The 25,468-nt window shown below is 70.9% G+C and carries 17 protein-coding genes; 9 read left to right on the top strand and 8 right to left on the bottom strand.

What is annotated here, in order from left to right; genetic code table 11:
- Positions 1 to 70 precede the first annotated feature (70 nt).
- The 6 genes from CP969_RS03720 to CP969_RS03745 form a co-directional block, all read right to left on the bottom strand.
- On the bottom strand, positions 71 to 1,117 hold the full coding sequence (locus tag CP969_RS03720; RefSeq protein WP_004992663.1) for a LacI family DNA-binding transcriptional regulator: 1,047 nt from the start codon (positions 1,115 to 1,117) through the stop codon (positions 71 to 73).
- The gene (locus CP969_RS03725) at positions 1,114 to 2,145 is read right to left on the bottom strand and encodes a Gfo/Idh/MocA family protein (protein ID WP_004992659.1); all 1,032 of its coding nucleotides are present in this window, start codon (positions 2,143 to 2,145) and stop codon (positions 1,114 to 1,116) included. Before CP969_RS03725 ends, CP969_RS03720 begins: the two co-directional genes overlap by 4 nt.
- Positions 2,130 to 2,981, bottom strand: coding sequence for an HAD-IIB family hydrolase (locus tag CP969_RS03730; protein ID WP_223887043.1), 852 nt, complete (start codon positions 2,979 to 2,981; stop codon positions 2,130 to 2,132). Before CP969_RS03730 ends, CP969_RS03725 begins: the two co-directional genes overlap by 16 nt.
- On the bottom strand, positions 2,965 to 4,314 hold the full coding sequence (locus CP969_RS03735) for a DegT/DnrJ/EryC1/StrS aminotransferase family protein (protein WP_016827841.1): 1,350 nt from the start codon (positions 4,312 to 4,314) through the stop codon (positions 2,965 to 2,967). Before CP969_RS03735 ends, CP969_RS03730 begins: the two co-directional genes overlap by 17 nt.
- Positions 4,315 to 4,322: 8 nt before the next feature.
- Positions 4,323 to 5,468, bottom strand: a complete 1,146-nt coding sequence (locus CP969_RS03740; RefSeq protein ID WP_016827840.1) for a glycosyltransferase family 2 protein — start codon at positions 5,466 to 5,468, stop codon at positions 4,323 to 4,325.
- A gap of 89 nt (positions 5,469 to 5,557) precedes the next feature.
- On the bottom strand, positions 5,558 to 6,967 hold the full coding sequence (locus CP969_RS03745) for an MATE family efflux transporter (protein ID WP_223887044.1): 1,410 nt from the start codon (positions 6,965 to 6,967) through the stop codon (positions 5,558 to 5,560).
- Positions 6,968 to 7,425: 458 nt separating this feature from the next.
- Between CP969_RS03745 and CP969_RS03750 the strand changes: the two genes are divergently transcribed.
- The 5 genes from CP969_RS03750 to CP969_RS03770 all read left to right on the top strand — a co-directional run bounded on the left by CP969_RS03750 (position 7,426) and on the right by CP969_RS03770 (position 14,726).
- A complete protein-coding gene (locus CP969_RS03750) occupies positions 7,426 to 8,097 on the top strand; it encodes a 4'-phosphopantetheinyl transferase family protein (protein WP_016827838.1) in 672 nt (223 codons plus the stop codon).
- A gap of 244 nt (positions 8,098 to 8,341) precedes the next feature.
- Entirely contained in the window at positions 8,342 to 9,436 is a 1,095-nt protein-coding gene (locus CP969_RS03755) for a histidinol-phosphate transaminase (RefSeq protein ID WP_216087571.1), read from the top strand.
- 430 nt (positions 9,437 to 9,866) lie between these two features.
- Positions 9,867 to 11,624, top strand: coding sequence for a carbamoyltransferase family protein (locus CP969_RS03760; protein WP_004992643.1), 1,758 nt, complete (start codon positions 9,867 to 9,869; stop codon positions 11,622 to 11,624).
- 91 nt (positions 11,625 to 11,715) lie between these two features.
- Positions 11,716 to 13,635, top strand: coding sequence for a hypothetical protein (locus CP969_RS03765; RefSeq protein ID WP_016827836.1), 1,920 nt, complete (start codon positions 11,716 to 11,718; stop codon positions 13,633 to 13,635).
- A gap of 53 nt (positions 13,636 to 13,688) precedes the next feature.
- The gene (locus tag CP969_RS03770; protein WP_223887046.1) at positions 13,689 to 14,726 is read left to right on the top strand and encodes a phosphotransferase family protein; all 1,038 of its coding nucleotides are present in this window, start codon (positions 13,689 to 13,691) and stop codon (positions 14,724 to 14,726) included.
- Positions 14,727 to 14,822: 96 nt separating this feature from the next.
- On the opposite strand, the gene CP969_RS03775 is transcribed toward CP969_RS03770, so the two are convergent.
- Together CP969_RS03775 and CP969_RS03780 are read right to left on the bottom strand one after the other, a co-directional pair.
- Complete coding sequence (locus CP969_RS03775) at positions 14,823 to 16,994, bottom strand: carbamoyltransferase family protein (protein WP_016827834.1); 2,172 nt, start codon at positions 16,992 to 16,994, stop codon at positions 14,823 to 14,825.
- Between the two features lie 432 nt (positions 16,995 to 17,426).
- A complete protein-coding gene (locus CP969_RS03780) occupies positions 17,427 to 18,986 on the bottom strand; it encodes a PHP domain-containing protein (RefSeq protein WP_026085455.1) in 1,560 nt (519 codons plus the stop codon).
- A gap of 130 nt (positions 18,987 to 19,116) precedes the next feature.
- Here CP969_RS03780 and CP969_RS03785 point away from each other — a divergent pair, with 130 nt between their 5' ends.
- Genes CP969_RS03785 through CP969_RS03800 form a run of 4 tightly spaced genes read left to right on the top strand, consistent with a single transcriptional unit; the run spans position 19,117 to position 25,418 of the window.
- Positions 19,117 to 20,097 carry an HAD family hydrolase gene (locus CP969_RS03785; RefSeq protein WP_144055277.1) on the top strand — a complete coding sequence of 327 codons (981 nt, stop codon included), beginning with the start codon at positions 19,117 to 19,119 and terminating at the stop codon, positions 20,095 to 20,097.
- 11 nt (positions 20,098 to 20,108) lie between these two features.
- Entirely contained in the window at positions 20,109 to 21,941 is a 1,833-nt protein-coding gene (locus CP969_RS03790) for an ABC transporter ATP-binding protein (RefSeq protein ID WP_051044561.1), read from the top strand.
- Positions 21,938 to 23,764 (top strand): ABC transporter ATP-binding protein, encoded by a 1,827-nt coding sequence (locus CP969_RS03795; protein ID WP_016827830.1) that lies wholly within the window; start codon positions 21,938 to 21,940, stop codon positions 23,762 to 23,764. The genes CP969_RS03790 and CP969_RS03795 overlap by 4 nt, the downstream gene beginning before the upstream one ends.
- A complete protein-coding gene (locus tag CP969_RS03800) occupies positions 23,751 to 25,418 on the top strand; it encodes a glycosyltransferase (protein ID WP_106431089.1) in 1,668 nt (555 codons plus the stop codon). Before CP969_RS03795 ends, CP969_RS03800 begins: the two co-directional genes overlap by 14 nt.
- Positions 25,419 to 25,468 lie beyond the last annotated feature (50 nt).

Genomic DNA, 25,468 nt, shown 5'->3' on the forward strand with positions numbered 1-25,468 from the left:
TCGGGGGAAGGACTCCGCGGTCCGACGCGGCTCACCGGCAAGGCCGTTCCGTCCGTGAGCGGCGGTTCGGTCAGGCGGACTGCCGCAGGACCAGACGGGTCGGAGCGATCACGGAGGACAGCGGCTGGATGCCACCGTCCTCGGACGGATCCGAGGTCCGGCTGAACAGCAGCCGGGCCATCAGACGCCCCATGCCTTCGATGTCCTGGTGCACGGTGGTCAACGGCGGGTCCATCGCCTCGACGAGAGGGGGCAGATCGTCGAAGCCGATGAGGGCCACGTCGTCCGGCACCTTGCGGCCGCGGTCCCGCAGGACCCGCAGGGCGCCGCCGGCCATCAGGTCGGAGGCGACGAAGACGGCGTCCAGGTCGGGAGACTTCTCGAGGAGCGCGGACATGGCGTCCGCACCCCCCTGGAAAGTGAAGTCGCCCTCGACGATCAGATGGGGGTTGCTGTCCAGCAGCACGTCCCGGTAACCGTCGAGGCGGTCCACCGCGGCCGCCTGGTTGAGCGGCCCGGTGATGGTCGCGATACGGGTGCGGCCCAGGGACACGAGATGGCGGACGGCCTCCCTGGCTCCGCCGCGGTTGTCGGCGTCGACGTACGCGTAACCGCCGTCGCTCTCCCCCGCGCCGAGGAGGGGACGGCCGCCGAGGACGGCCGGCAGCCCCATCCGGGTGACCATCTCCGGCAGCGGGTCGTCGGCGCGCAGCGAGAAGAGCAGCGCGCCGTCGACGTGGCTGCCGCCCAGGAAGTTGCCGACGCGCGCGTAGTCGTCCGGTTCCTCGATCAACAGCAGGACCAACTGTGCTCCCTGCCGGACGAGTTCCTGTCGGATGCCCCGCAGGTGGAGGTCGAAGAACGGGTCGACGAAGAGCCGGTTCTGCGGCTCGGTCACGACGACGGCGACCGCGTCGTTGCGGCGGGTGACCAGTTTGCGGGCGGCCTGGTTGGGCACGTAGCCCAGTTCGTTCACCACCTGGCGGACGCGTTCGGTCACGGCGGGGCTCACCCGTGGCGAGCCGTTGATCGCCCGCGACACGGTGGAGCGCGACACCCCGGACCTACGGGCCACGTCCTCGAGCGTGGGGCGTTCTCCGTTGGGCCGGTGGGTCACACTCGTCCTCCCAACCGCAGCAGTTCCTCGAGCACCCGCTGGGCGCGGTAGCCGGTGTCGAAGTCTGCCATATGCAAGGGGGGTTGGGCCCCGGTCACGGCACCTGCCCAGGCGTGGACCTGGTCGAGGAAGGAGTCCGCCCAGCCGGGTACCTCACCGGGCGGGTCCTCCAGACCACCGGAGCCGAGCAGTTTGATCTGTTCCCAGTCCACCCCTGTCCGCAGGTGGAGCACCGGGCCGTCCTGCGAGTCGTGGACGAGGTCGCCGCGGCTGCCGGTCAGGGCCAGGGTGAACCCGGTCTGCTCCGGCTGTGACGCCTTCGAGGCGGTCAGGGCGAAGGAGGGGCCGCTCTCCAGGAGACCGCTGACGAAGGCGTGGTCGTCGACCCTCACCTCCATGCCCCCCTTCCTCGGGACCTTGGTCTGCAGCCCGACCCGGCAGCAGGTGAGGTCGATCCGGCTGTCGAAGAGGAAGTGCAGCAGGTCGATCAGGTGCACGCCCAGGTCGCCGAGCGCGCCGCTGGTGCACCGCTCTTCCTCGCCGTCGCGCCAGGTGAAGTGCTTGCGCGTGAGCGCGCTCTGGCGTTTGAAGGCGATGTCGACGTGCAGGACGCGCCCGAGCGTGCCGTCGGCGATGTGCCTGCGGGCCTCCTGCACGACCTTGAGGTAGCGGTAGTTGAAGCCCATGGCGCAGACCGCGGACGCTGCCGCCGCCCGGGTGCGCATGTCGGCGGCCTGGGCCAGGGACACCGCCATGGGCTTCTCGCACAGCAGACTCCGGCCGTGGTCCAGCGCTTCCAGCGCGTAACCCGCGTGGGTCCGGTTCGGTGAGGCGATGACCACGCCGGTGGACGCCTCGTACAGCTCGTGCGGGGAGACGAAAGCGCGCGTCCCCAGGGCACCGGCCAAGGACCGCGCCCTGTCCCGGTCCACGTCGTACACGCCCGCCAGTGACACGTCCGTGCCGGCCAGCACCGCCTCGGCGTGGACCCGGCCTATGCCGCCGGCGCCGATTATTCCGACTCGCAAACCCGTAGTCCCCTTCGCAGTTCGAACAAGATCGCATCCGTGTGGCTCCACGCGGACACGTGCGGGTGCCGGCGCCGTGCCTCCTCGGTGCAGTTGCCGACCAGCACCCCCCGGCCGACGGCGGCCAGCATCTCCAGGTCGTTGCCGCTGTCCCCGAAGGCGAAGGCGTCCGCGCTGTCCACCCCGTGCGCGCGGCAGACGTACTCGACGATTCCGCGCTTGCCACAGCCGGGCGGCAGGAAGTCGACGTCGTAGCAGTTCTCGGGGTCGCCGGCCGCCGGACTGCAGCGGCTGAGGCTCACCCCGAGAGAGAGCACACCCGCCACCCGTCTGATCAGGGCGAGGTGGCGGGTGTCCCGCTCGGCGTCCTGGGCGTAGTAGTAGTGGCTGATCACCTTGGTGCCGGGCGGGCGGTCGGGCTGCGGTACGAGCGGCACGCCCCGTCGGCGCAGTTCACGCACGGCCCGTTCCGCGAGGGCGGCGATGTGCGCGCCGTCGGGGAGTCCGCGCTGCCAGCCCCGGTCCGGGCGGAAGCTCCCGTCCTGCACCGTGTACAGCTCGGTGCCGAGGGAGCAGGCCAGGAAATGCGGCAGCGAACCCAGGCCGTGGGCCTCGGCCTTGCGCATCACGGAGTCGAGCGAACTGCCGGTCACCCATCCGAACAGCATCCCGTGCCGCTCGCTCGCCTCGACGAGGTAGGCCTCCAGCTGCCGTCGCGAGCGCACCTGTCCGGGGGTGCCGGCGTGGGCCAGATAGGTCTCGTCGAAGTCGGAGAACACCACGGTGCGCACCCTGCGCGGTACCGGCAGTGCGCCGATGTCAGCGGACGGTGGCACGGACGGCGGCATGCAGTGCCTCGATCACTCGGTCCTGCTCGGCGAGGGACAGGTCGTTGTGCAGGGGCAGGTGGAGGACGGTCTCGTGGAGGTGTTCGGTCCTCGGCAGCACCACCTGGCCGAAGAGTTCGCGGTGCAGGGGTGTCTGCTGCCGGTGGGTGAGCACGGGGTAGTAGATGTCCGTCTCCACCCGGCCGGTGGACCGCATATGGGCACGGATCGAGTCCCGCGCGGCGCGTCCGGCGGTGACGCGCACGCCGAACAGGTGCCAGGCGTGGTCCGGTTCGAAGGCGGGCAGGAGGACCGAGCCGTTCGCCGCGAGCTCCGCGCAGCCGTCGAGGTAGCGCCGGGCCAGGAAGGCCCTGCGGTAGTTGCGCAGGGTCAGGCGCGGCAGCAGGCCGAGGCCGACCGCGGCGGTCGAGTTGTCCATCCGCGCGTTGAGCCCGTACCCGCCCTCCTTGACGTTCTTCCGCTTCGGATCGAAGCCGTGGTAGGAGAATCTCCGTGCCCGTGCGGCGAGTTCGTCATCGCGGGTCACAACGGCGCCCGCCTTGCCGGTCAGCCCGAAGTTCTTGTACGGGTTGAAGCTGAGCACGGCCGCGTCCGTGTACTTCCCCACGCCGGTGACGCCGATGGCCTGGCAGGCGTCCTCCACGACGCGCAGGCCGTGCCGGCGAGCGACCTGCACCAGGGCCGGTACGTCGGCGAGACGGCCGTAGAGGTGGACGGGCAGGATCGCCCGAGTGCGCGGACCGACCGCGGCCTCGACCAGGGCCGGGTCCAAGGTGTGGCGGTCGGGGTCGACATCGACGAGGACCGGGGTGGCCCCGCGGGCCCACACGGCGTTCTCGGTCGCGGCGAAGCTGTTGGCCGGCATGATCACTTCGTCACCGTGACCGACACCGACCGCTTCCAGGGCGACGACGAGGGCGTCGGTGCCGCTGCCCGTCCCCACCACGTGCGGTACGCCGAGGAAGTCGGCCAGGGCGTCCTCGAACTCGGTCACGGCCGGCCCGCTGGTCAGCTCACCTCCGGCCAGCACGCGGGCGAAGCACTCCGCCGCTGTGCGCTGCTCGTCCCGCGTCAGCAGCCGCTCCCGGGGCAGGAACGGCACCGGTTGTCCCGTCTCCGGCCGGGGCCCGGTGGCGAAGACCGAGTCGGGGGCGGCCGGGTCGAGCCGTCCCGGGTCGCGGGTGAGGAGATCGGCCAGTGCCCGATTCGCACGGCTCGGGGAGGGGGTGTACGGCGGGACCTCGCCGCACCGCACCTCGGCCACCAGTCGGCTGATGTCGGCGCTGTCTCCGGTGAAGGAGGGGTTCGGGAAAGTGCGCATCGCGGTGCTCAGCTCCCCGCCGTACGGTCGAGGAGTGCGCCGCACCCGAAGGACTTCGCCGCCTGTTTGAGCAGTTCCGGGCCGGGATTCTTGAAGTACAGCAGTTCTCGGCCGGTCCTCAGGGTCTGGACGGTGACGGGCAGGTCGCGGTCGTCGGTGGTGTCGACCACGATGAGGTCCTGCACCGCGCCGGACCTGCCGATCTCCAGTGCCGCACCGTCCAGGTTGTTCTCGTCCACCACCAGTACCTCGTACGAGCGCCCGAGCGGCAGCCGGCCGGCGACCGCTCGGCAGGCGAACTCGAAGCGGAGGTAGGCGTCGAACCAGCTGGAGCGGTCCTCGCGTTCGGGGGCGAAGTAGGAGTCGAGGATCCACTGGAGCCGGACGTCGAGTTCGGGGTGCTTGGCGGTGAGGTACGCGAAGTTCTCCCGCCAGTCCGCGTAGCGCTCCGCGTCGGACTCGGGGTGGGACTGGTGGTAGACGCGCGAGAACGGGTTGTGGACGAGGGTCAGGCCGCGCCGGTGGAGCCGGTAGCCCAACTCGACGTCCTCGAAGCTCCACCTCTTGATGTCCTCGTCGAACCCGCCGACCGCCAGCAGGTGTTCACTGCGGACCGAGACGTTGCATCCGTACAGGAAGTGCCACCCGGTGGCCAGGTTGCCCAGGTTCTGCGACAGCGCGTCCATGACGTCGGCACGCTCGTCCACCGCGGTGACCGGCGGGAACGCCTCGGGGGTGAAGGAGCGCCCGAGGAGGGGCAGATCGACCGGTCCGGGTGCCAGGTAGTCCCGGAAACCGATGGCCACGAGATCGGGGCGCGTGCGGTGGCAGCGGATGTGCTCCTGGACGAAGAGGGGGTCGATGATCTGATCGCCGTCCACGAAGACGACCAGCTCCCCCTCCGCGGCACGAATCCCGGCGTTGCGTGCCGCGGACCGGCAGGACTCTTCGGTACGGGGCAGATATAAGCGTCGTACCGGGTAGGTGAGGGCCAGCGCATCGACGGCTTCCCCGGTGCCATCGGTGGAACCGTCGTCGACCAGGACGACCTCGAACTCGTCGGGCGCCTCCAGCCGCTGGTGGTTCAACGACAACAGACAGGGAATGACGAGGTCCTTCGAGTTGTAGGTGGGGATGACCAGGCTGGCTTTCACGGCATTCTCCGAAGAAGAACTAGAGGGGTACGCGAAGGGGCACACGGAGGAGTGCGCAAGTAATTCGCACGAAATGTGGAGGACATCTCTCAGACGCTGACGGAAGGGACTTCCTTCGGCTCCTTGACGAGCCGCCCGGCTCTTTGCGGCGCGGAGATGTAACGCCACCGGACCATGAGCAGCAGGGCTCGGAGGTTCTCGTCCACCGCCATGGCGATCATCACGCCGAGGATGGCCAGGCCCAACGGCAACGACAGGACGTAGGCCAGGGGGATGAAGACACCCCACAGCACCAGGATGCCGGTCAGGGCCGGGTAGTTGACCTGTCCCACGGCGCGCAGACTGCTCGCCGTGGTCATGATGAGCGAGGAAGCCGGAAGATAGAGCAGACCGCACCACAGGAGGAGTCGGCCCGCCTCGGCGACCTCCGGGGAATCGGTGAAGCCGTCCATGATCCAGTGGCTCGACAGCGCCGCCGCCAGTGCCAGGACGGACGCCGCCGCGATTCCCCCCAGCCGCGTCGCCCGGGAGATGCGCCGGATGCGGTCCAGGTCGCCGGCCCCGACGAGATGACCGACGGCGATCTGCAAGCCCTGTGAGAGCGCCGACGAGACCATGCCGATCATATTGGTGATGCTCAGCGTGTACATCCGGGCGGCGAGTTCGTCCTCCCCGACCGCGGCGATGATGCGGGTGGTGGCGATCTGGGCGGCCTGCCAGAACGCCGGCTCCAGCATGGTGGGCAGCGAGAAGGCGACGAGAAGCGCACCGTGCGCCTTCACCTGCCGCGGGTCGGCGGGCCGCCGGAACCGGATCCGGATCCGGCGGAAGACCAGCCAGGCGCTGAACAGCAGCCCGGCCGCCGTGGCGAGGGCCGTGGACAGCGCGACGCCCCGCACGCCCCATTGGGGCCCGGCGGGGAGCAGGACCAGGACACCGATCAAGACGATGTTGACGACGTTGGTGAACATCGCGGCGAACATGGCCGCCCGGGTGCGGCCGTTCGCGGCCATGACGCCGCCCAGCATCGCGCCCAGCGAGTGGATCAGGCAGCTGCCGCCGACGATGCGCAGGAAGGACGTTCCGTAGGCCAGGTGCTGCCCCTCGAGGCCCAGGAGCCCCGCCACGTCCTCGGCCCACAGGAACAGCGCGGCGCTCATCACCACACCCAGCAGGACGTGAAGGACCAGGGCCACGAAATAGCATTCCTGGACCTTCTTGATCTCCCCCCGCCCCAGCATCCTGGCGTACACGAGACTGCCGCCCTGTCCCATGAAGGAGAACATCATCAGCACGAAAGTCGTGACGGTGTTCACCGAACCCACGGATCCCGCCGCGGCATCCGAAATCATCCCCAGGGCCCAGATGTCGATGAGCCCCATGCAGTAGGTGAATGCCAATTGAAAGAATATGGGCCAGCTGAGGGAAAGAACCCCCATATTCACCTTGAACGGCACGCTGATGTTTCTCTCGCTTCCCCCGTGACATGAATCAGGCATTCGAAGATCCCTGAAACGCAAACGCGTCGGATACTAGCCACACACGGCGCGGATTCGAAAGAGCATGCCGAATCCGTCGGCGCCGGCACCCCGATCTTCAGCCAGGGGGACGGTCCCGGCACCCGGCACGGACATCACCCCCCGTCACCCCCTGAGCGCAGGGGAGAGACGGTGAACCGCCTGAACCCAGGAACATCGTCCGACGCCGTACCGGACGTCGATGACGGCTCGTGACAGCGGAGACGTCCTCAGCGTGGCCGATCCTCGGCGAGGTCCGCTGTCCGGACGCGGCGCGTGCGAGCACGGCGGAGCAGTTCAACCCGTGTCCGGCGCTCCGGTTGAACGGCGTCGAGCTGTACGAGTATGGACCTGGCCATCCGGCCGACGGACGAGCACCGCTTCCGCACTTGGAGCTGGGTATCCCTGACGAGGAACCGACACCGCCGGGCAGGCCGCCCGTGATCGAGGTGCTGCTGCCGCCGGGGGTCGAACACGCGGAGGCGTTCGGCGACCTCGCCGACGCGTGGCTGCACCCCGCGGAGGAGTCCGCCGTCGACGGGGCGGGGCCGGAGCGGCGTGCCGAATTCACCACGGCCCGCCACCTGGCTCGCCGTGCGCTCTCCCGCCTCGGGGTCGCGCCGGCACCCCTGCTGCCCGGCCCGCGCCGGGCGCCGGACTGGCCGGCGGGTGTGGTGGGGAGCATCACGCACTGCGCCGGCTACCGCGCCGCCGTGGTGGCGAGACGAACGGGCTTCGTCGCCCTCGGCGTCGACGCCGAACCGAACGAGCCGCTGCCCGCGAGTGTCCTGCGGCGGATCGCGACGGCGCCGGAGCTGGCCCGGGTCGCCGAACTCCTGGCCCTGCGGCCCGAGGTGCGCTGGGACCGGCTCCTGTTCAGTGTCAAGGAGTCGGTCTACAAGGCGTGGTGCCCCCTGACTCAGCAGTGGCCGGGCTTCCAGGGCACCGACATCTCCCTGGACGACGACGGGCCGTCCTTCACCGCTCGGCTGCGCGTACCCGGCCCGCGGCCGGGGCACCACTCCTTCCGCTCCTTGCACGGCCGCTGGCTGGCGCGCCACGGTCTGCTGCTGACCGCCGTCGCCCGGCCGGCTCCGCCCGGGCGCGACTGAGGCTCACGACGCGCCTGCCGGTGCCTCGCACCAACGTCCACGCCCCCTCCGGGAGCGGCCGTTGTCCGCGTCGGTGACCGTGCGGCATCATCGGCTCACCGCATGCGCCTCTCGCCGGAACGCCGAGCCGGAAAAACGGACACCCGACCTGATGTCCGTTCGGTTCGGCGGCTGTCACGCCCGCAGAACCCGGCGCCGGTCATGAAGCGGCAGGGGCTCGTCACGTCTCGCCGAACGGAAAGGGCTGTCCATGAGTGGGCTTCGTTCCCGGGCAACGCTGCACGACGTCGTACCCGCGTTCGTCCGGACGCCGGATCCGTCCTTGATACAGCTCGCCGCCAACGAGGCGGCCTACGGACCTCTGCCGTCCGTCGTGGAGGTGCTTGCCCGAGAGATCGAACATGTGAACCGGTATCCCGACGACGGCGCCGTCGAACTGCGGCACACGATCGCCGACTGGCTCGGGGTGGAGTGCGCCGAGGTCGCACTCGGCGCCGGGTCGCTGGGCCTGCTGGAGCAGGTGATGCTGGCGCTGTGCGACCAGGGCAGCGAGGTGGTGTATCCATGGCGGTCGTTCGACGTCTACCCCCAGTTGATCCGTGTCGCCGGAGCGACGCCCCGCCCGGTGCCGCTCCGTGAGGAGCGCAACGACCTGGACGCGATGCTGGCGAGCATCAACGAGAGAACGCGCGTGGTGATCGTCTGCAACCCCAACAACCCGACCGGCCCGGGAGTCGGTCGCCTTGAGCTGACGAGCTTCCTCGACCGGGTTCCCGACACCGTGGCAGTGCTGCTGGACGAGGCCTACTTCGAGTACGTGCGTGATCCCGACGTGCCGGACGGGCTCACGCTGCTGCGAGACCGTCCGAACGTCGCCGTGCTGCGCACGTTCTCGAAGGCGTACGGGCTGGCCGCCCTCCGGATGGGCTATCTGGTCGCGCGGCAGCCGATCGTCGAAGCGGTGGACAAGACGCACGTGACGTACTCGGTGAGTCGGTTCGCCCAGGCGGCGGCGCTGGCTTCGATCAGCGCCCAGGACGAGTTGCGCGAAAGGGTCGAGGCAACCGTGCGGGAGCGGAACCGGGTGCGCGACGCGCTGCTGTCCCAGGGGTGGGAGGTGCCGCCGAGCGAGGGCAATTTCGTGTGGTTGCGGCTCGGAGCCGCCAGTGGTGGTTTCGGGAAGGACCTCGAACGGTTCGGTGTCGCGGTGAAGGTGGTCCCCGACGAGGGCGTTCGGGTGACCATCGGTACGCGAGAGGAGAACGACGTCCTCCTCGAAGCGGCCGGCGCGGTGCGCGAGGATCTCGTGTCGGCCGGTGGGCACCTGCCGGCCGACTGAGCGAGCAGGCGGACCGGCACCGGACGAGGGCGCGGCGCCGGGTCCCGGGCGTGCCCCGCGGCCACGTTCAACTGCCGCCGCCGAGCAGTTGAACGGCTGCAGCGTGGCGGGCGCGTACTGCCCGGTGTTCACGAAAGCGCGCGGTCGCCGTGCGATCTTCTGCCTTCGGTCGTCGGCGGGCTAGTGTGGTCCCTGCGGTCGGGCGGGGAGTCGCCAGGTCTGCCGCCGGTTGTCTCCCTCGCCGTACGGGCACCGCTCGCCAGGATCGGCGGGCCCCTGCCGAGGTGCCACGGACCTGCCCCGGGTGCCGGCGCCCGCCCCGCTGTCGCTCCACCCCCTGAGCACGCCACCGAGGCCGCCGACCCGGTCGAACCGGTGCACGCCACGACGGGCGGCCTGGTACGCAGGGCGATACTGAAGGGCACTTGCCATGCTGACGCTCGGAATCTCCGCCTATTACCACGACGCCGCTGCCTGCCTCCTCTCCGACGGCCGCATTCTCGGAGCGGCGCAGGAGGAGCGGTTCACACGCCAGAAGTACGACCCGGCACTGCCGGTCAACGCCGTCCGATACTGCCTGGAACAGGCCGGGGCCACCATCGCCGACGTGGACCGACTGGCCTTCTACGAGGTTCCCCGCCACAAGCGTTCCCGGCAGGAGTGGCAAGCCGCCCGGCGCACCGAGGGACCAGAGGTCAAGGTGACCGCTCAGGAAACCGAGGCCCGGCTGCGCGACGGTCTCCAGTGGACCGGCGACATCCACTTCGTGGACCACCACCGGGCGCACGCGGCCAGCGCCTACTACGTCTCCGGTTTCGACGACGCCGCGGTGCTCGTCTGCGACGCGGTCGGCGAGTGGGACACGACCACGTTCTGGCACGGTAGGGGCCCGGAACTCACCCGGCTCGGCGGTGTCCGCTTCCCCGACTCCCTCGGCCTGTTCTACTCCTGTCTGACCTCGTACCTGGGCTACCGCCCGAACTCGGACGAGTACAAGGTCATGGGCCTGGCGAGCTACGGGAAACCCACGTACGAGGCGAGCCTTCGGAAACTGCTGGAGCTCGACGCCGACGGCGGGTTCACGATGGACACACAGGTGCTGGACTTCGTCGGCGAGCCGGAGGGTTACCGGAGCAACCTCGCCGAACTGCTCGGCATCCCGGCACGCCGCCCGGGTGACCCCGTGCTGCCGCACCACGCGGACATCGCCGCTTCCGGCCAGGTGGTCCTGGAGTCGACCGTGTCCGCCCTTCTCGACTGGCTCTCCCGGCAGCGGCAGACCACGAACCTGTGCCTCGCCGGAGGCGTCGCGCTGAACTGCCGTGCCAATGCCGTCGCCTTCGAGGCGTCGGCGTTCACCCGCATGTTCGTCCAGCCCGCGGCCGGAGACGCGGGCACCGCTCTCGGAGCGGCGCTGTGCGCCGAACCGCCCGAGATCCGTACGGCCGCCGCCCCCTCGGTGATGCGTCACGCCTACCTCGGCCCCAGTTACGGCAGTGACGCCGTCGCCGAGCTGCTGACCGGGGCCGGCGTGCCCTTCCGGGACTTCAGGAACGATGAACAGGGGCTCGTGGACGCGGTGGCCGGCGCCCTGGCCGAAGGCCGGACCGTGGGCTGGTTCCACGGGCGGATGGAGTTCGGGCCCCGGGCACTGGGCGCGCGCTCGATCCTGGCCGACCCCCGCCGGGAGGACATGCGGGACCGCCTCAACAGCAAGATCAAATGGCGTGAGGAGTTCCGGCCCTTCGCCCCCGCGGTGCCGGAGGAGCGGGCGGAGGAGTTCTTCGTCATGGGCCGCACGTCGCCGTTCATGATCGACCTGTTCAAGGTGCGCCGGCCGGACGTCCTCGGCGCGGTGACCCACGTCGACGGCACCGCCCGCGTGCAGACCGTGAACGCCGCCGTGGCACCCCGCTACCACCGGCTGCTCCACCGCTTCGGGACGCTGACCGGTGTGCCGGTGCTGCTCAACACCTCCTTCAACCTGAGCGACGAACCCGTGGTCTGCACCCCGGTCGACGCGCTGCGCACCTTCCTGCGCTCCTCCCTCGACCTGCTGTGCCTGGAGGACTTGCTGGTCGACGCGGCGTCGGTGCCCGCGGAGCTGCGGGAGGCCGCGACGGAGGAGCACCGCTTCGTGGCCGGTGCGGGGCTCCGGCAAGGCGGGGAACTGTACAGCTTCTTCTGACGCGAGCGAGTGCTCGGATCGGTCACGGATCTCCCGGTGTGCCGGGCGGATCGCATGGACCACCTCGACAGGCCAGTGAAGGGTATGGGAGATGGGTACGGTCCGCCGGATCATAGACGAGGGCTTCGGCCCCTGGACGCTCTCGGAGGACGGGACCTGCCTGGTCCGCCGAGACGACCAGCCACTGGACGAGTGGCCCAGGCAGAGCGGTTGTTGGCCCAGGGACGAGCGGATCCCGGTACGCCCGGAGAAGCCGTTCCGAGTCGCCGTCGTCGGTGAGTCGGTCGCCCGGGGCTTCCTGCTCGACCCGGTCGTGACGCTGCCCGACCTGTGCCGCGCCGCCTTCCGGGAGGCCGGCCTCGACGACCGGCTGGAACTGGTCGACTTCACCGTCAACGGGCTCTCGGCCGCGGGCGCGGCGAAACTGTGCCGGGCCGCCACGGAACTGCGGTGCTCGATGATCGTCCTGTACGTGGGCAACAACTTCCCGCGCTCGACCCCGTGGCTCGACGACCCGGAGACCCGGCAGGATGCCGCCCGGACCTTCGCCGGACGCGGGTACGAGGACTACCTGGCCGCCCGGCGGGAGGCGATGGCCGCGTTCGCCCGGGACTTCTGCCACGAGGTGGGAGAGACGTGCCGAGCGGCAGGGGTGCCGCTCGTCGTGGTGGTCCCGGCCACGAACCAGCTGGACTGGCACGCCCCCTGGGTGGTGCCGACCTGGCTGCCCGAGGACCGCCTGGCCGAGTGGACGGCGACACGCCGGCAGCTGGACGAGCCGGCCGACGGCACGGTGGTCCAGGACCCGGCCCGGCACATGGCCCTGGCCGAGCGGATGACGACCCTCGACGGCGGCACCACGGCACGGCCCATGGAGATCGTCGGCCGCTCCTTGGTCCTGCTCGGGCACGAGACCGAGGGCCTCGGGCTGCTGAGCCGGGCGGTGAGCGTCGGCGCCGATCCGGCCAACTACGAACGGCGCTGCCCGACGGAGGTCGCGGAGCAGCTGCGGCTGCTCGGCCGCGCACCCGGCTGCCGAATCGTCGACGTCCCGGCCCGCGCCCGCGAGCGGTACGGGGTCGCCGCGTGGGGCAAGGAGATCTTCCTCGACTACTGTCACCACACGCTGGACTCGCTCAGGGACGTCGCAGCCGACATCGCGGCCGAGGTGTACACCGGCCTCGGTCTGACACCGGCACCCGGGTGGCCCGAACGGCTCGCGCGGACGGTGTCCCCGCCCGCACGGGAGATGGCCTCCGCCTACCTGCTCTCCGCGTTGCACAACCAGCACTGGGGACAGTCCGCGGACACGGTCGAGCACTGGTTGCGGTGTGCCGTGGAGACCGATCCGACGTGCGTGGAGGACCTGGCCACGTATTTCGCCATGTCCCTTCCGGAGGCGCAGTTCTGGCTCCTGGGCAACGCCCTAGCGGCCCGCTCGGAACGCATGTACTGGTTCCTGAAGAACTTCTCCCACCTGCCCGTGCTCGACGCCGGGTTCGCCGAACGGGCGCTGCGGGTGCTCCCCGAGGACGGCAGACAACGGCTGGCGAAGGAACTGGACACCCTCTGGCGGGAGCTCCGGGTCGAGCGACGCGGCGAGATCAATCTGCTGGACACCTTCTGGCGGGAACGGGACAGCGGGCCCCGGCCCTTCACCGTCGTCGCGGGGGAGAGCAGCCCGGTCAGCCGCTACGGCTTCATCGCCTCGGGAGAGCACCCCCTCCATCTGGACATCGTCCTCGTCGCCGGGCCCGGGCTCCCCCGGGGCCGTTTCGACATGTGGCTCAACGGCCATCACTGCCGCAGCGGTCAGGTGACGTCCGAGTGGCAACACGAGCGCGTCGTGCTGCCGAGCGCCATGCTGCGGGCCGGCGCCAACGAACTGACGTACGCGTGGACCACCGCCGCGCGGGACGCGGACGTCGCCACCGCGGCGGTCTCCACACTCGGGACCGGGCCGGAGAACCTGCACCTGGTCCGCCTGGCGCGTATGCGGCTGACCCCGTGAGTGCCTCCGGAACCACCCCGGCCTCCCCGGACGGCCCCCTCTACCCTGGCGGCATGACGTTTCCCACCATGCCGGAGCGCCTGAAGCACGTCTGCTCCGCGGCGGCCCTGGTGCCCCGCACCGCGCCGCACCGGATCGAGAGCCAGTCCAACGACACCTGGGTGCTGGACGACGCCCGGTTGGGCTCCGTCGTCCTGCGCATCTGCTGGCGCGGGGACGTCAGCCGTATGGGGAGGGAGACCGCGGTCCTCGAGCGGTTACCGGACACCGTGCGCCGCCCCGTGGTGGTGGGCCACGGCGACACCACCGCGCACGGCCACCCGCTGTCGTACTCCCTGACCCGTCGGCTCACCGGGCAACCGCTGGAGGACGCCTGGCCCGCGCTCAGCACGGCCGAGCGCCGTTCGGCGATCCGCCGAACGGCCTCGATGCTGCGCGCGTTGCACCGCTGGGTGCCTCCCGCCGAGCTGGCGGACGGCGTGTGCGCCCGGCCCGGTCTGGCGGCGGGAACGGCCGACGACCTGGTGGGAGCGGACATCGCCCCCCTGCCCGTCGCTCGTGCGGTGGCCCTCGCGGAGCACGTCGCCCGGACGCCGCACGGGGACGCGGGGCTCATGTCGGCGGCGGTCCAACTGCTGAGGGCGCTCGGGGACCCGGAGCCGGCCGTGGACGATCCCGGGCGGCACGGGCTGATCCACGGCGACCTCAACCTGAGCAACCTGTGGTGGGCGCCGGACGGCACCGTTTCGCTGATGGACTTCGAGTGGACCCGGATCGCGCCGCCCTCGTTGGAACTCATGCGGATGTGCGAGTACGCCGACGACGACGCGGTCAACGAGGCCGACACGTACCCGTCGGTGCTGCGGCTGCTGGAGACGGAGTATCCGGAACTGTTCCGTGCCGAGGACATCGCCCGGCACGTCCGGTTGTACGTGTTGGCCTACTCGGTAAGGGCACTGGCCATCGCCCCGCCCGACGGGCCCGCCGACTCCCTCCCGTCCGGCCACGCGGTGCACCGGGTACGGCGCATCGTCGACGGCCGCTGGCCGGCCCCCGGCGCACTGCCGGACTCGCTCGTGGCCGCCGTCTGAGGCGGACGGCGGCCACCCGGCCCTGAGTGAGCGGACACCGGACTCGCCCCCGTCGGCCCTGTGCGCCGTAACAGGGCGAGCCCGGTGCCCGCTGTGTCACTTCTCCGCCGGCTGCCAGTAACGGGCGTACGCCGCCGGGACGCCGGACGGCTGTGCGTGGTGCACGTACAGGACGTCCCGTGCCAACACGACCTGTCCGCTCGGGTCCACCCAGAACAGGTCGTGGGTGCCGGCCTCGATGAGCCGGCGGGAGGTCTCCGCCGTCTCGGAGTGGTAGACCGCCGGGTCGAAGACGAACTTGTCCGCGCTCCACGGCACCAGGACGACGACCTGCGGCCAGTTCCCGGCGGTCTCGAAGAGACCGTCCTGGCTGTCGACCCGCACCACCTCGCCGTCGAAGCGCGGTGTTTCCCTCTCCCCCACCACGCAGACCGCCGACGTGCTCACGACCTGCTCGCGGCCGAGGACGTCCATGGCGCGCTGCGCATGGTCGGCGTCCTGAAGTGCCACCAGGAGCGTCGGCCTGTCGGGGAGTTTGCGGCAGTTGATGCGGAGCGGATCGAGGTCGCCCACTCGTGCCCCGCGCTTGTCCTCGAACACCCAGTCCCCGATCACCAGGACGTCCATCCCCGAGGACGCGAACAGGCGGAGTGCCTGCTCGCACGTCTGCACGATCGGCTCCCCCTTGTCGTTGAACGAGGTGTTCAGCACCATGCCCATCCCGGTTCGCTGCTTGAACTCACGGATGAGGCGGGAGAAGAGGGGGTTGAACGAGTCGCCGACCGTGCCGACCCGCGCTGTCCCGTCGACGTGGGAGATCGATTCCAGCTTCTCCCGCCACTCCTCGCGGAGCGGCGCGACGACGGTCATGTACGGGAGCGGCTCGGATGCCTCGAAGTAGGTGCTCAGGTCTTCTTCGAGGACCGACGGCGCGAACGGCCTCCAGTTCTCCCTGTGCTTGACCTCCGCGTTGATCCGGGTCTTGATTCCCGGCGTGGCCGGGTTGCCGAGAATGGACCTGTTGCCCAGCGCCCGCGGTCCGATCTCGCTCCGCCCCTGGATCCATCCGACGATCCGCCCTGCCGCAAGCCGCTCCGCGGCGAACGCGGCCGGGTCATCGCACCGCACTCCTTCGAGGCCGGCAGCAGCCGCCGCCTCCCGCACCCGGTCCAGGTCGATCTCCCGCCCGAGGAACGGGTGCTTCATCTCCCAGTAGTGGTGCGAGCCCGACCGCTCCCGCTGGTGATAGGTGTAGAGCGCCGCGCCCAAGGCCGCGCCCGCGTCGGTCACCTGAGGGTAGACCGCGATCTGCGGGAAGATTCCCTCCCTGCGGATGAGGCCGTTTCCCACCGAGTTCAAAGCGACGCCGCCGGCGACCAGCAGGGCGTTCGACCCGGTTCGCTTCTTCAGTGTGGTGGCCAGCCTGAGCATCACTCGTTCGCACAGGTACTGCCCGGCCGCCGCCACGTCCTTGTGATGCTGCTCGAGCCCGTCGTCGCGCTTGCGGCGCGGCCCGAACCGCTCCTCGAAGACCCGGGTGACCAGCTCCTGCGTGGAGTACGAGAAGGTGCCGTCCGTCAATCCCGCGTCGAATGCGAACAGGCCGTCGTTGTCCACACGGAGGAGGCCGGACAGGTCTGCCGCGTACCGCTTGGGATCGCCGTACGCCGCGAGCGCCATGGTCTTTCCCTCTTCGCCGAAGCCCCATCCGAGCCAGTGCGTCACGGCTTCGTAGAAGCGGCCGAGCGAATGCGGAAGACCGATGGTTTCCAGGATGCTGATGCCGTCACGTCGTGTGCAGTGCGCCAGCATGGCCGTGTCGGCTTCCCCGCTGCAGTCGAGACTGAGCACGGCGGCGTCGTCGAACGGGCTCGCGTAGAAGACGCTCGCGACGTGACTCACGTGGTGCCTGACATCGACGACCCGGTCCTCCCCGAACCCGGCCGCGGCCAGGACCCGGTGGAAGGTCGGGTGTCGCCACTCCACGTTCTTCGTGGCCCTCTCGAGGGCCGCGCCGGTCAGATACTCGCGCGCCTGCCGCAGTCGCTCGGGCACCAGGCCGTGATCCCCGCACGTCGCCACCAGATCGATGTCACCGGGAGCGACGCCGTGCTCCGCGAGGCCCTCGAACAGGACCGACACGTCGCTCGACATGCCGTGCTTCACGCGATTGAACCGTTCCTGTTCGTAGACGAACAGCGGCTCGCCGTCCTTGACCAGCGCGAAGCACGCGTCGTGCTCACCTGCCTTGGCGCCGAGCACGATCATCGCGACCACCTCATGCCGTCGATGGGCCGGCGCCCCCGGTCCAGGGCGAAGTCCGATTGCTGCCGCACAACACGTCTCGAAATCACGGGGACCCCCAAGGAATTTCTGTCCAAGTCGGGTGGGAAGATGAGTTCGGCAGAAGACGAAAGAGGTCTGCGGTCAGGTAACGCCGGCAGACTGCGGCCCACGTCTCCTCGATTCATCGGCCTGAGAATTCAGGCCGTCGAAGAATGTGTCTCTACGAGGTCGGTGAACGTCTCGGAGGGCTTCTTCCGGTCGGGGACTTTACGGGGCCGGTCGTTGATTCCACAAGCCGCCCTCGCCATTGTTCCGGGCCGGTGACGACCGGGACGCCTTTCGGGAGGTATTCGCACAGGGCGCGGTTCGGGCTGTTTTTTCCGCCGCGCCACCGGGGCCGGGCGGAGCCGACGATCATTCGGGGAGCACCCAGATCGGGTTGGCGTAGAACCACAGATCCGTCCAGGGATCCTGGTCGCCGTCCACGTCCAGTGCGGGCCCGTACGGATCGATGTCCGCGCCCATCAGGCCGGGCTGGGTCCGGTTGCCGTCGGTGCCGCGGAGGCGCACGTAGTACGGCTGATCCACCGGCCCCAGGTCGAAGCGCACCGAGAGCTTCCGCGCGCCCGGGCCGACCTCGAACGAGGTGACCACCCGGGTCTGCGGGGCGGTGAAGGTGTCGCGGTCGGCCACCGGACCGGTCACCGGTCCGAGGATGAGGTCGACGCGGGCCAGCCGCGGGATGAACTGGGCCCAGTTCGGTGTCACCGGAAGCTCGATCTCCAGCGCCAGTTCCACCGGGGTACCGCGCCGGGCGGTGAGGGTGCCGCCGAGCACGGCCCCGGACCGGGGAGAGCCGCCGGTCACCCGGACGCGCGCGTCGATCGAGTCGACCAGACCACCGTGGTCGACCCAGACGCGACCGGCGCGCAGGCCGTCCATGACGGCGCGGTATCCGAACTCCACCGCTCCGACATGGGTCCGGGAGTAGAAGCCGGGCCAGAAGTCACCGTCGATGGTGGGCCGCGGCGCGTACACGGGATCGTTGTTGCGGCCGTTGGCGGCGAAGTCGCTGCCGGGGCCGGGCTCGGCATTGTCCAGGTAGACGGCGTGGGAGTCGGAGTTGGCGGTGATCCACCAGGGGCGGCCCTCGGCGAGGAGGCTGTCCCACATCCCGCCGACGGTCGAGGTCATCCAGTCGAACCCTCCCCACGACCGGTAGGCTTCCAGCGGATATCCGGGAAACGACGCCGCGGTCGGGTTGAGGTAGTAATAACCTCGGGCGCCACCGAATCCGTGCGGTTTCGGAATGCCTCCGGCCTGATGGCCGGGAGCGCCTTCCATGCCGATGGCCACACTCGGATCCGCGTCCCGCCAGTCGCGGATCTCGTGCGGGGAGTCGATGCCCCTGTGGGAGGGGTGATTGGCCAGCATGAGCGCCGCGTCCACGTGACGCTGCCGCACCTGTTCGCCGAGGAAGGCGATCCCGGCGACCGCCATCGCCTCGTTCTGCTCCGCGGTATGGGTGGCCGGCATCTGCGAGCCGTCGTACGTCTGCTCGAATTCCTTGAGAACGGCCACCTCGTTCGGCCCCGGTGACACGAAAACCGTTCCGTGCTCCGCGTTCGGGATGTTCCATTCGAGCCCCTGGAAGATCAGCAGGTCCCGCAGTTCGGCCCGCGCGGCGACGATCTCCGGATGTACCGCGTCGACGCCGATCCTGCTGTGCTCGTCCCCGCCGTGATCGGTGATGACGAGCCAGTCCAAACCGTAGGCCCGCGCGTGCCGGGCCTGATCGATCACCCGGTACACGCCGTCCGCGCTGTACTGCGTGTGCACGTGGTGATCTCCGGCCAGCCACCGAAGTGCCCGCCCGCCGTCGGGCACCGCCGTGTCGAGGGCCTCAGGCCGGCCGGCCGCCGGCGCGTGATGATCGTGATCGTGATGGCTCTGCGGCACCGAACGACTCCTCAGGGTGGGGTCCGGTCGCCATGCTACGGGTGCTGGATCTTCGGGAAAACAGCGATCAACGCCTTATTCGTGAACGGCGGGCAAGCGAGTTCCACAGCCTTTGTCAAGGCGTTCAACTGTCCCCTGTCACCAGTTGAACAATGCGATTCACCAGCACAGCGGTAATGGTGTTCCGGAAAACTCGGGTACGGTGATGCGGCGCATCAAATCCGTGGACGGACGGGGCGGTATGGACCACGCGACATGGCCTGGCAGCGATCGGGGCGCGGCCGTCATCTTCGATATCGACGGTACGCTGCTGCGGCCGGGCACCTATCTTCAGCGTGTGCACATGGGATCGATGGCGATCGCGATCGAGCAGATTTCCGGCATTCGCGCCGAATTCCGCTATGACGGCGGTGACCTGTTCGTCAACGGCAACAATCTGGCGGGCTGCACCGACGCCGGCACCATCGACCTCGTCCTGCACACGGCAGGGGTGCCTGCCTCGGAGTCGCCCGGCCTGCGCGCCGCCGTCGTGGAGAACATGTGCGACCTGGTCGCAGCGGCGACCGAGGGTCTCGACAGCGGCCACGAACTGCTTCCCGGGACCGCGGAACTGCTCACCGAGCTGCGGCGTCGTGGGGTGATCGTCGGGCTGTCCACCGGCAACGCGCGTGCGGTGGCGTCCTGCAAGATGCGCGCCGCGGGGCTGCCCGGCCTGGAGGCCCTGGGCGGCTTCGGCGACAGCCACGGCGCCCGGTCGGACATCGCCCGTGACGCGGTGGCGGCCGTCCGTGCGGCCGCCGGCACGCGGGGACAGGTGCTCGGCGGAACCGGCGTCGTGCTGATCGGTGACACGACCAGCGACGTCGGCGCCGCCCGGGCGGCCGGCGTACGGTGCGTCGGGGTCGCCACCGGGGCCGCGCGGGCGCACGAGTTGGAGCGGGCGGGGGCGGACCTCGTCGTGCCGACGCTGGAAGAGCTGCGGGTGCGCGACCTCGCCGAGCTCGTCCACGCCGACGAGGGCGCGTATCCGGACGGCGCCGGCGATCCGGGGAACGGGCCGGCGCCCGCACCGTACGTGAGGCCGCCCGCCCGGCCCAGGGCCGCGCCGTCGAATCTGCGGGGGTAGTTCCAGCGATGATGAGCGCCGTACGTGACCGTCTGCGGCTTCTGGCCCTGCTGCGGGGAGTCGGCCCGGGTCTGCTCACCCTGCTCTGCGGCCAGATCGTGCTGACCAGCATGGTGCCTCCGGCCACGGCGATCGCCCTGGCCTATCTCCTCGACCGGGTGCAGGGGGTGCGGGCCGGCTCGCTGGCGGCCGCGGCCGCGCCGCTGCTCGTGTTCGCGGGCGTGCTGCTGCTCGGCCACGTGCTGGAGGCGGTGCGCGATCCGCTGGTCTACGCCGCGCAGGCGCGCATCGACGGAAAGCACCGGGCCGCGGTCGCCCGGCTCGCGGCCACCAGCCACACCATCGACGCGCTGGAGCGGCCGGAGGTGCAGAGACTGATCCGGCTGGCGCGGGCCGACCCGGAGAACTGGACCGAGCGCACGCCGGGCGCCGGGGCGGTGGCCCAGCTCGCCGAGTTCGGGCGCGCCATCACGCTGCTCAGCTCGGCCGTGGTGCTCGCCGCGTACGCGTGGTGGCTGATCCCCGTGCTGGTGCTGCCGGCCGTGCTGTACCAGCAGCTCAACCGGATGGACTCGCTGAGGTGGTACCGCGCCTGGCGCAGCAACAGCGGTGCGGCGCTGCACGCCGGCCTCTGGTACGACGCGATCGTGTCACCGAGCGAGGGCAAGGACATCCGCGTCTTCGGCCTGGGCCAGTGGGCGCTGGACCGCTCCGAGGAACACATCCACACCCTGTACGACCCGGTGTTCGCCGTGGCGAAGCACCAGATCCGCGCGCACTGGCGGCAGTTGGCCCTGCTGCTGGTTCCGATGACGGTCGCCTTCCTGGCGGTGTCGCAGGCCGCGGCGCGCGGACACCGGTCGCTCGCGGTCGCCATGGCGGTGCTGTCGGCCGGTGCGGCGGTGTACCGCGTGTTCGGCGGCGAACCGCGGGACGTGATCGGCGGTATCGCGAGCCTGCACGCGTTCGACGGGCTGCGGGCGCAACTGGGGCCGGGCACGCCGGCCGCGGTCCTCGAGGCGGAGGCGGACGCTGCGCCGAGCGCCGTCCCGGTGCGCTTCGAGGGCGTGGGGTTCACCTATCCGGGAGCGTCGCGACGGGTGCTGGACGAGTTGGACCTGGAGATCCGGCCGGGTGAGCTGGTGGCGATCGTCGGGCTGAACGGCGCGGGCAAGTCGACCCTGATCAAGTTGCTGGCGGGGCTGTACGAGCCGGACCGGGGCAGGATCACGGCGGACGGGGTGGACATCGCGACGCTGGGGCCGGTGGCGTGGCGGCGGCGCATCGCGGTGGTGTTCCAGGACTTCGTGCGCTACCACCTGTCGGCGGCCGACAACGTGGCCCTGGGCAACGCGGCGGTGCCGGTGGACCGGGCGGCGGTCCGGGCGGCGGCGCGCGACGCCGGTCTGACCGAGGTGCTGGACCGGTTGCCGGACGGGTGGGACACACCCCTGGCGCGCACCCGCACCGGCGGGGTGGACCTGTCGGGTGGCCAGTGGCAGCAGGTGGTGCTGGCGCGGGCGCTGTACGCGGTGCGGACGGGTGCGCGGCTGCTGGTGCTGGACGAGCCGACCGCCCATCTGGACGTGCGGACCGAGTTCGAGGTGTTCGAGCGGCTGGCGGCGCACAAGGGGGACGCGAGCGTCGTGCTCATCTCGCACCGGTTGTCCACGGTGCGTCAGGCGGACCGGATCGTGCTGCTGGAGGGCGGGCGGGTGGTGGAGTCCGGCACCCATGAGCGGCTGATGGCGGCCGGCGGCCGGTACGCGGAGATGTTCACGATCCAGGCCGACCGGTTCAACCGGGGTTACGACGACCGCATCGAGGAGGGCGAACTGATATGACCGCGACGGCGCCGACCGTCCCGGGTGGGTGGTCGCGGTACCTCCGCCTGTGGCTGGAACTGCTCGGGCTGTGCCGGCGGGCGTACCCCGGACGGACCGCGGGCCTGCTGGCCATCAAGCTCGTATCGTCGGTGAACGTGGCGGCCACGGCGCTGGCCCTGCAGGCGACGGTCGACGCCATCGTGCACGGCGACGTCACGGCCGCCGCGGCGGCGGGTGTCGCCGCCGCGGTCACGTACGCCCTGTCCGCGTACCTGCTCACCCTGGACTTCACGCTGATGATCCTGATGGTCGACTCGGTCGGGGCGCTGGACATGACCCGGCGGATCAACGACGAGATCGTCGGCCTCGACGCGTTGGACCACCTGGAACGCACCGAGGTCCTGGACCGCATCACCGTGGTCCAGGCCGGCGGGTGGAGCCTCGTCTACGGCACCTGGACGGTGGTGGACGTGGTGGCGGGCGCGATCCGGCTGGGGCTCACCCTGCTGCTGCTCGGCACGGTGAGCCCGTGGCTGCTGCTCCTGCTGGTGTTCGCCGCCCTGCCCCTGTGGCTGGACCGGCGCGGCCAGCACGCGGTCGCCAAGGCGGAGACGGACACCGCCGAGGCGTTCCGACTCCAGCGCCACCTGTTCAACCTGGCCACCGAGGCGGCCGGCGGCAAGGAGATCCGGGTCTCCGCCGCGGGCGACGCGGTCACCGAGTTGCAGACAGGGGCCTGGGACGAGGCGGTACGGGGACGGACCCGCGCGCGCCTGCGGGCGGCGGGCTACAAGGTCGTCGGCTGGGTCCTGTTCACCGCGGGTTTCGCCGGCGGGCTCGTCATGCTGCTCGACCGTGCCGCGCGCGGCCAGGGCAGCGTCGGCGACGTGGTGTTGGCCATCACGGTCGCGGTGACCCTGCGCGACTCGATCCAGATGACCGTGGCCCGGGTGAGCCGCACGGCCAGCAGCGCGGGGGTGGTCGACGCGTACCTGTGGCTGCGGGCGTACGCCGCCCGCGCGCGGGACGCGGACGCCGACGGCCTGCCCACGCCGGCCGTGCTGCGCGAGGGCATCACCCTGGAGGGGGTGCGCTTCACGTACCCCGGCACCGACCGGGCCACGCTGGACGGCCTGAACTGCCACCTGCCCGCCGGCAGCGTGGTCGCTGTCGTCGGCGAGTACGGCTCCGGCAAGACCTCACTGGTCAAACTGCTGTGCAAGTTCTACCAGCCGGACGCCGGCACGATCCGCGTCGACGGCGTCGACCTCGCCCGTCTGGTCACCGCGGACTGGCACGCCCGCACCAGCGCGGCGTTCCAGGACTTCGGCCGCTTCCAGATCCGCTTCGGGCAGACCGTCGGCCTCGGCGACGTGCAGCGGCTCGACGACCGTGAGGCGGTCCGCGAGGCGATCCGCGCGGCCGACGCCGACGCGCTGGTCCAGCGCCTGCCCGAGGGCCTGGACACCCAGCTCGGGCGCCGCTTCGACGGCGTGGACCTGTCCGAGGGGCAGTGGCAGAAGACCGCACTGGCTCGTGCCTCGATGCGGCGGACGCCGCTGCTGTTGGTGCTGGACGAACCCACCGCCTCGCTGGACGCGCCCAGCGAGCACGCCATCTTCGAGCGCTACATGGCCCGCGCGCGTGAACTGAGTGCGCGTACCGGGACCGTCACCGTCGTCGTCTCGCACCGCTTCTCCACGGTCACCGACGCGGACCTGATCCTGGTGCTGCACGCCGGACGCATCGTCGAGTCCGGTACCCACGACGAACTGCTCGCGATCGGCGGACGCTACGCGCAGCTGTACGGCATCCAGGCCGAGGCCTATGCGGCCGGCTGAACCGCCGGTGGCGGACCGGGCCGGGAACGGGCCCCCGACGAGCGTCGTGACGATCGACGGGGCGGCCGGAACGGGAAGGACAGCGGTGGCCGCCGCCCTGGCCGCCCGGCTCGGCTGGCGGTGGTGCTCGATCGACGAGCTGTACCGCGCTTGCGCCGTGGTGTGCCGCCGAACCGGCGACCGGGCGTCCGTCGACGACATCCGGTTCGGGGCCGACCGGACGTCGGGCGGCCCACGGCCCACGTACCGGGGGCAGCGGATCGACGGCCTGCACGGGCCGGACGCGGCCGGCGCCGGCTCGTTCGCGGACGACCCGCGTGTCCGGGCGGCCGTCGCTGCCGAAGTACGCCGGTTCGTCGGCAGCCATGACGCCGTGGTCGAGGGGCTCGGCGCCGGCCAGGTGTTCCCGCGGGCCGTGCTGCGCCTTCACCTGTGGGCGTCACCGGCGCGGCGCGCACGGCGGCACCGGGCCGGGCTCGAACCCGACGCCCCACGGCCGGAGACACCTCTGCGGCTCGGCACGGTGGCCTGGAACCGGGGCTCCTGGTCGTCGCACGACACCGTCTCGCGGCTGCGTGATCGTGTGAACGTCGCGCTGGGCCGGCGACGGCGGTCCGTGTCGGTGGTGATACCGGCTCGTTGCAGCCGGGACGCCCTGGGTCTGGTCCTGCCGAGGCTGGCGGCCGCGGCGGCCGGTTGCGACAGCGAGGTGCAGATCGTGGTCGTCGACGACGGCTCGACCGACGACACCGCTGCCGTCGCGGCGACCGGCGGCGCTCGGGTGGTGTCGCTCGGCGCGTCGCGTGGCCGCAGCGGCGCCCGGAACGCCGGTCTGCAGGTGACGACGGGCGACGTCGTCGTCTTCCTCGACTCCGACATGCTCGTGGAGCCCGACTTCTTCGCCGAGCACCTGCGCCTGCACGAGGTTGCCAACGACACCGTGGTGGTCGGCGGCCGCCGCCACCTGCCGCCCGGCGTCACCGACCCGGCCGACGGCCGAGTGCTCCGCCGGGACAGCCGCGAGGCCCTGCTCGATGTCTACTCCTACAACATGGCGTGTCTCGCCCATCCCTGGTCGCTCGCGTACGGATGCAACGTGTCGGTCGACCGGTGGTTCCTGGAACGGGCCGCGCCGACCGGATTCGACGAGTCGTTCGTCGGCTGGGGCCTCGAGGACCAGGAGCTCGCCTACCGGCTCGCCGGGCACGGCGCGCGATGGGCGTACTCCCGCGCCGCCTCGGGCGCGCACCTGCACCACGACCGCACGATGACAGCCGAGCGGTTCGCCGGTTGGAAGGCCAACCTCCGCCGCTTCGTCGACACGCACGAGGAGGCCTCGGCGCTGGAGCGTCTCGTGCCGGGCATGGACCCGTCCCGGGCCGTCGACTACGTCGATGTCTACCGCGGGTTCGACGGCGGGCCGGCGACGGCGGACGAGGCCGGCCTTCTCGTCGTCCGCGTGCCGGGGTCGGACGACCCGCTGCCGGCCGTCCAGGACGCGGTGGCGAACGGCGCGGGCGCGGTCGCCCTGGTCGACGAGGGCGACCGTGCCGAACTGGCGGTGCTGGCCGAGGCGGCTGCCCCGGGGCGGGGCGTCCGGCTTTACGGCGGAGCCGACTGGGACCGGCTCTCCCCGCACCCGGGTGCCGGATGATGTCCGCGAAGACATCGGGGGCGTCGTTGTCGTCCCCGGACGTGTATGTG

It is taken from the genome of Streptomyces viridosporus T7A (assembly GCF_008704515.1).
Taxonomy (GTDB): Bacteria; Actinomycetota; Actinomycetes; order Streptomycetales; family Streptomycetaceae; genus Streptomyces; species Streptomyces viridosporus.

What these genes read in the sequence shown, in the direction of transcription:
- CP969_RS03745 (WP_223887044.1), bottom strand. Translation starts at nt 6,967, where the DNA reads ATGCCTGATTCATGTCACGGGGGAAGCGAGAGAAACATCAGCGTGCCG.
- CP969_RS03800 (WP_106431089.1), top strand. Translation starts at nt 23,751, where the DNA reads ATGCGGCCGGCTGAACCGCCGGTGGCGGACCGGGCCGGGAACGGGCCC.
- CP969_RS03795 (WP_016827830.1), top strand. Translation starts at nt 21,938, where the DNA reads ATGACCGCGACGGCGCCGACCGTCCCGGGTGGGTGGTCGCGGTACCTC.
- CP969_RS03790 (WP_051044561.1), top strand. Translation starts at nt 20,109, where the DNA reads ATGAGCGCCGTACGTGACCGTCTGCGGCTTCTGGCCCTGCTGCGGGGA.
- CP969_RS03760 (WP_004992643.1), top strand. Translation starts at nt 9,867, where the DNA reads ATGCTGACGCTCGGAATCTCCGCCTATTACCACGACGCCGCTGCCTGC.
- CP969_RS03775 (WP_016827834.1), bottom strand. Translation starts at nt 16,994, where the DNA reads ATGATCGTGCTCGGCGCCAAGGCAGGTGAGCACGACGCGTGCTTCGCG.
- CP969_RS03770 (WP_223887046.1), top strand. Translation starts at nt 13,689, where the DNA reads ATGACGTTTCCCACCATGCCGGAGCGCCTGAAGCACGTCTGCTCCGCG.
- CP969_RS03735 (WP_016827841.1), bottom strand. Translation starts at nt 4,314, where the DNA reads ATGCGCACTTTCCCGAACCCCTCCTTCACCGGAGACAGCGCCGACATC.
- CP969_RS03765 (WP_016827836.1), top strand. Translation starts at nt 11,716, where the DNA reads ATGGGTACGGTCCGCCGGATCATAGACGAGGGCTTCGGCCCCTGGACG.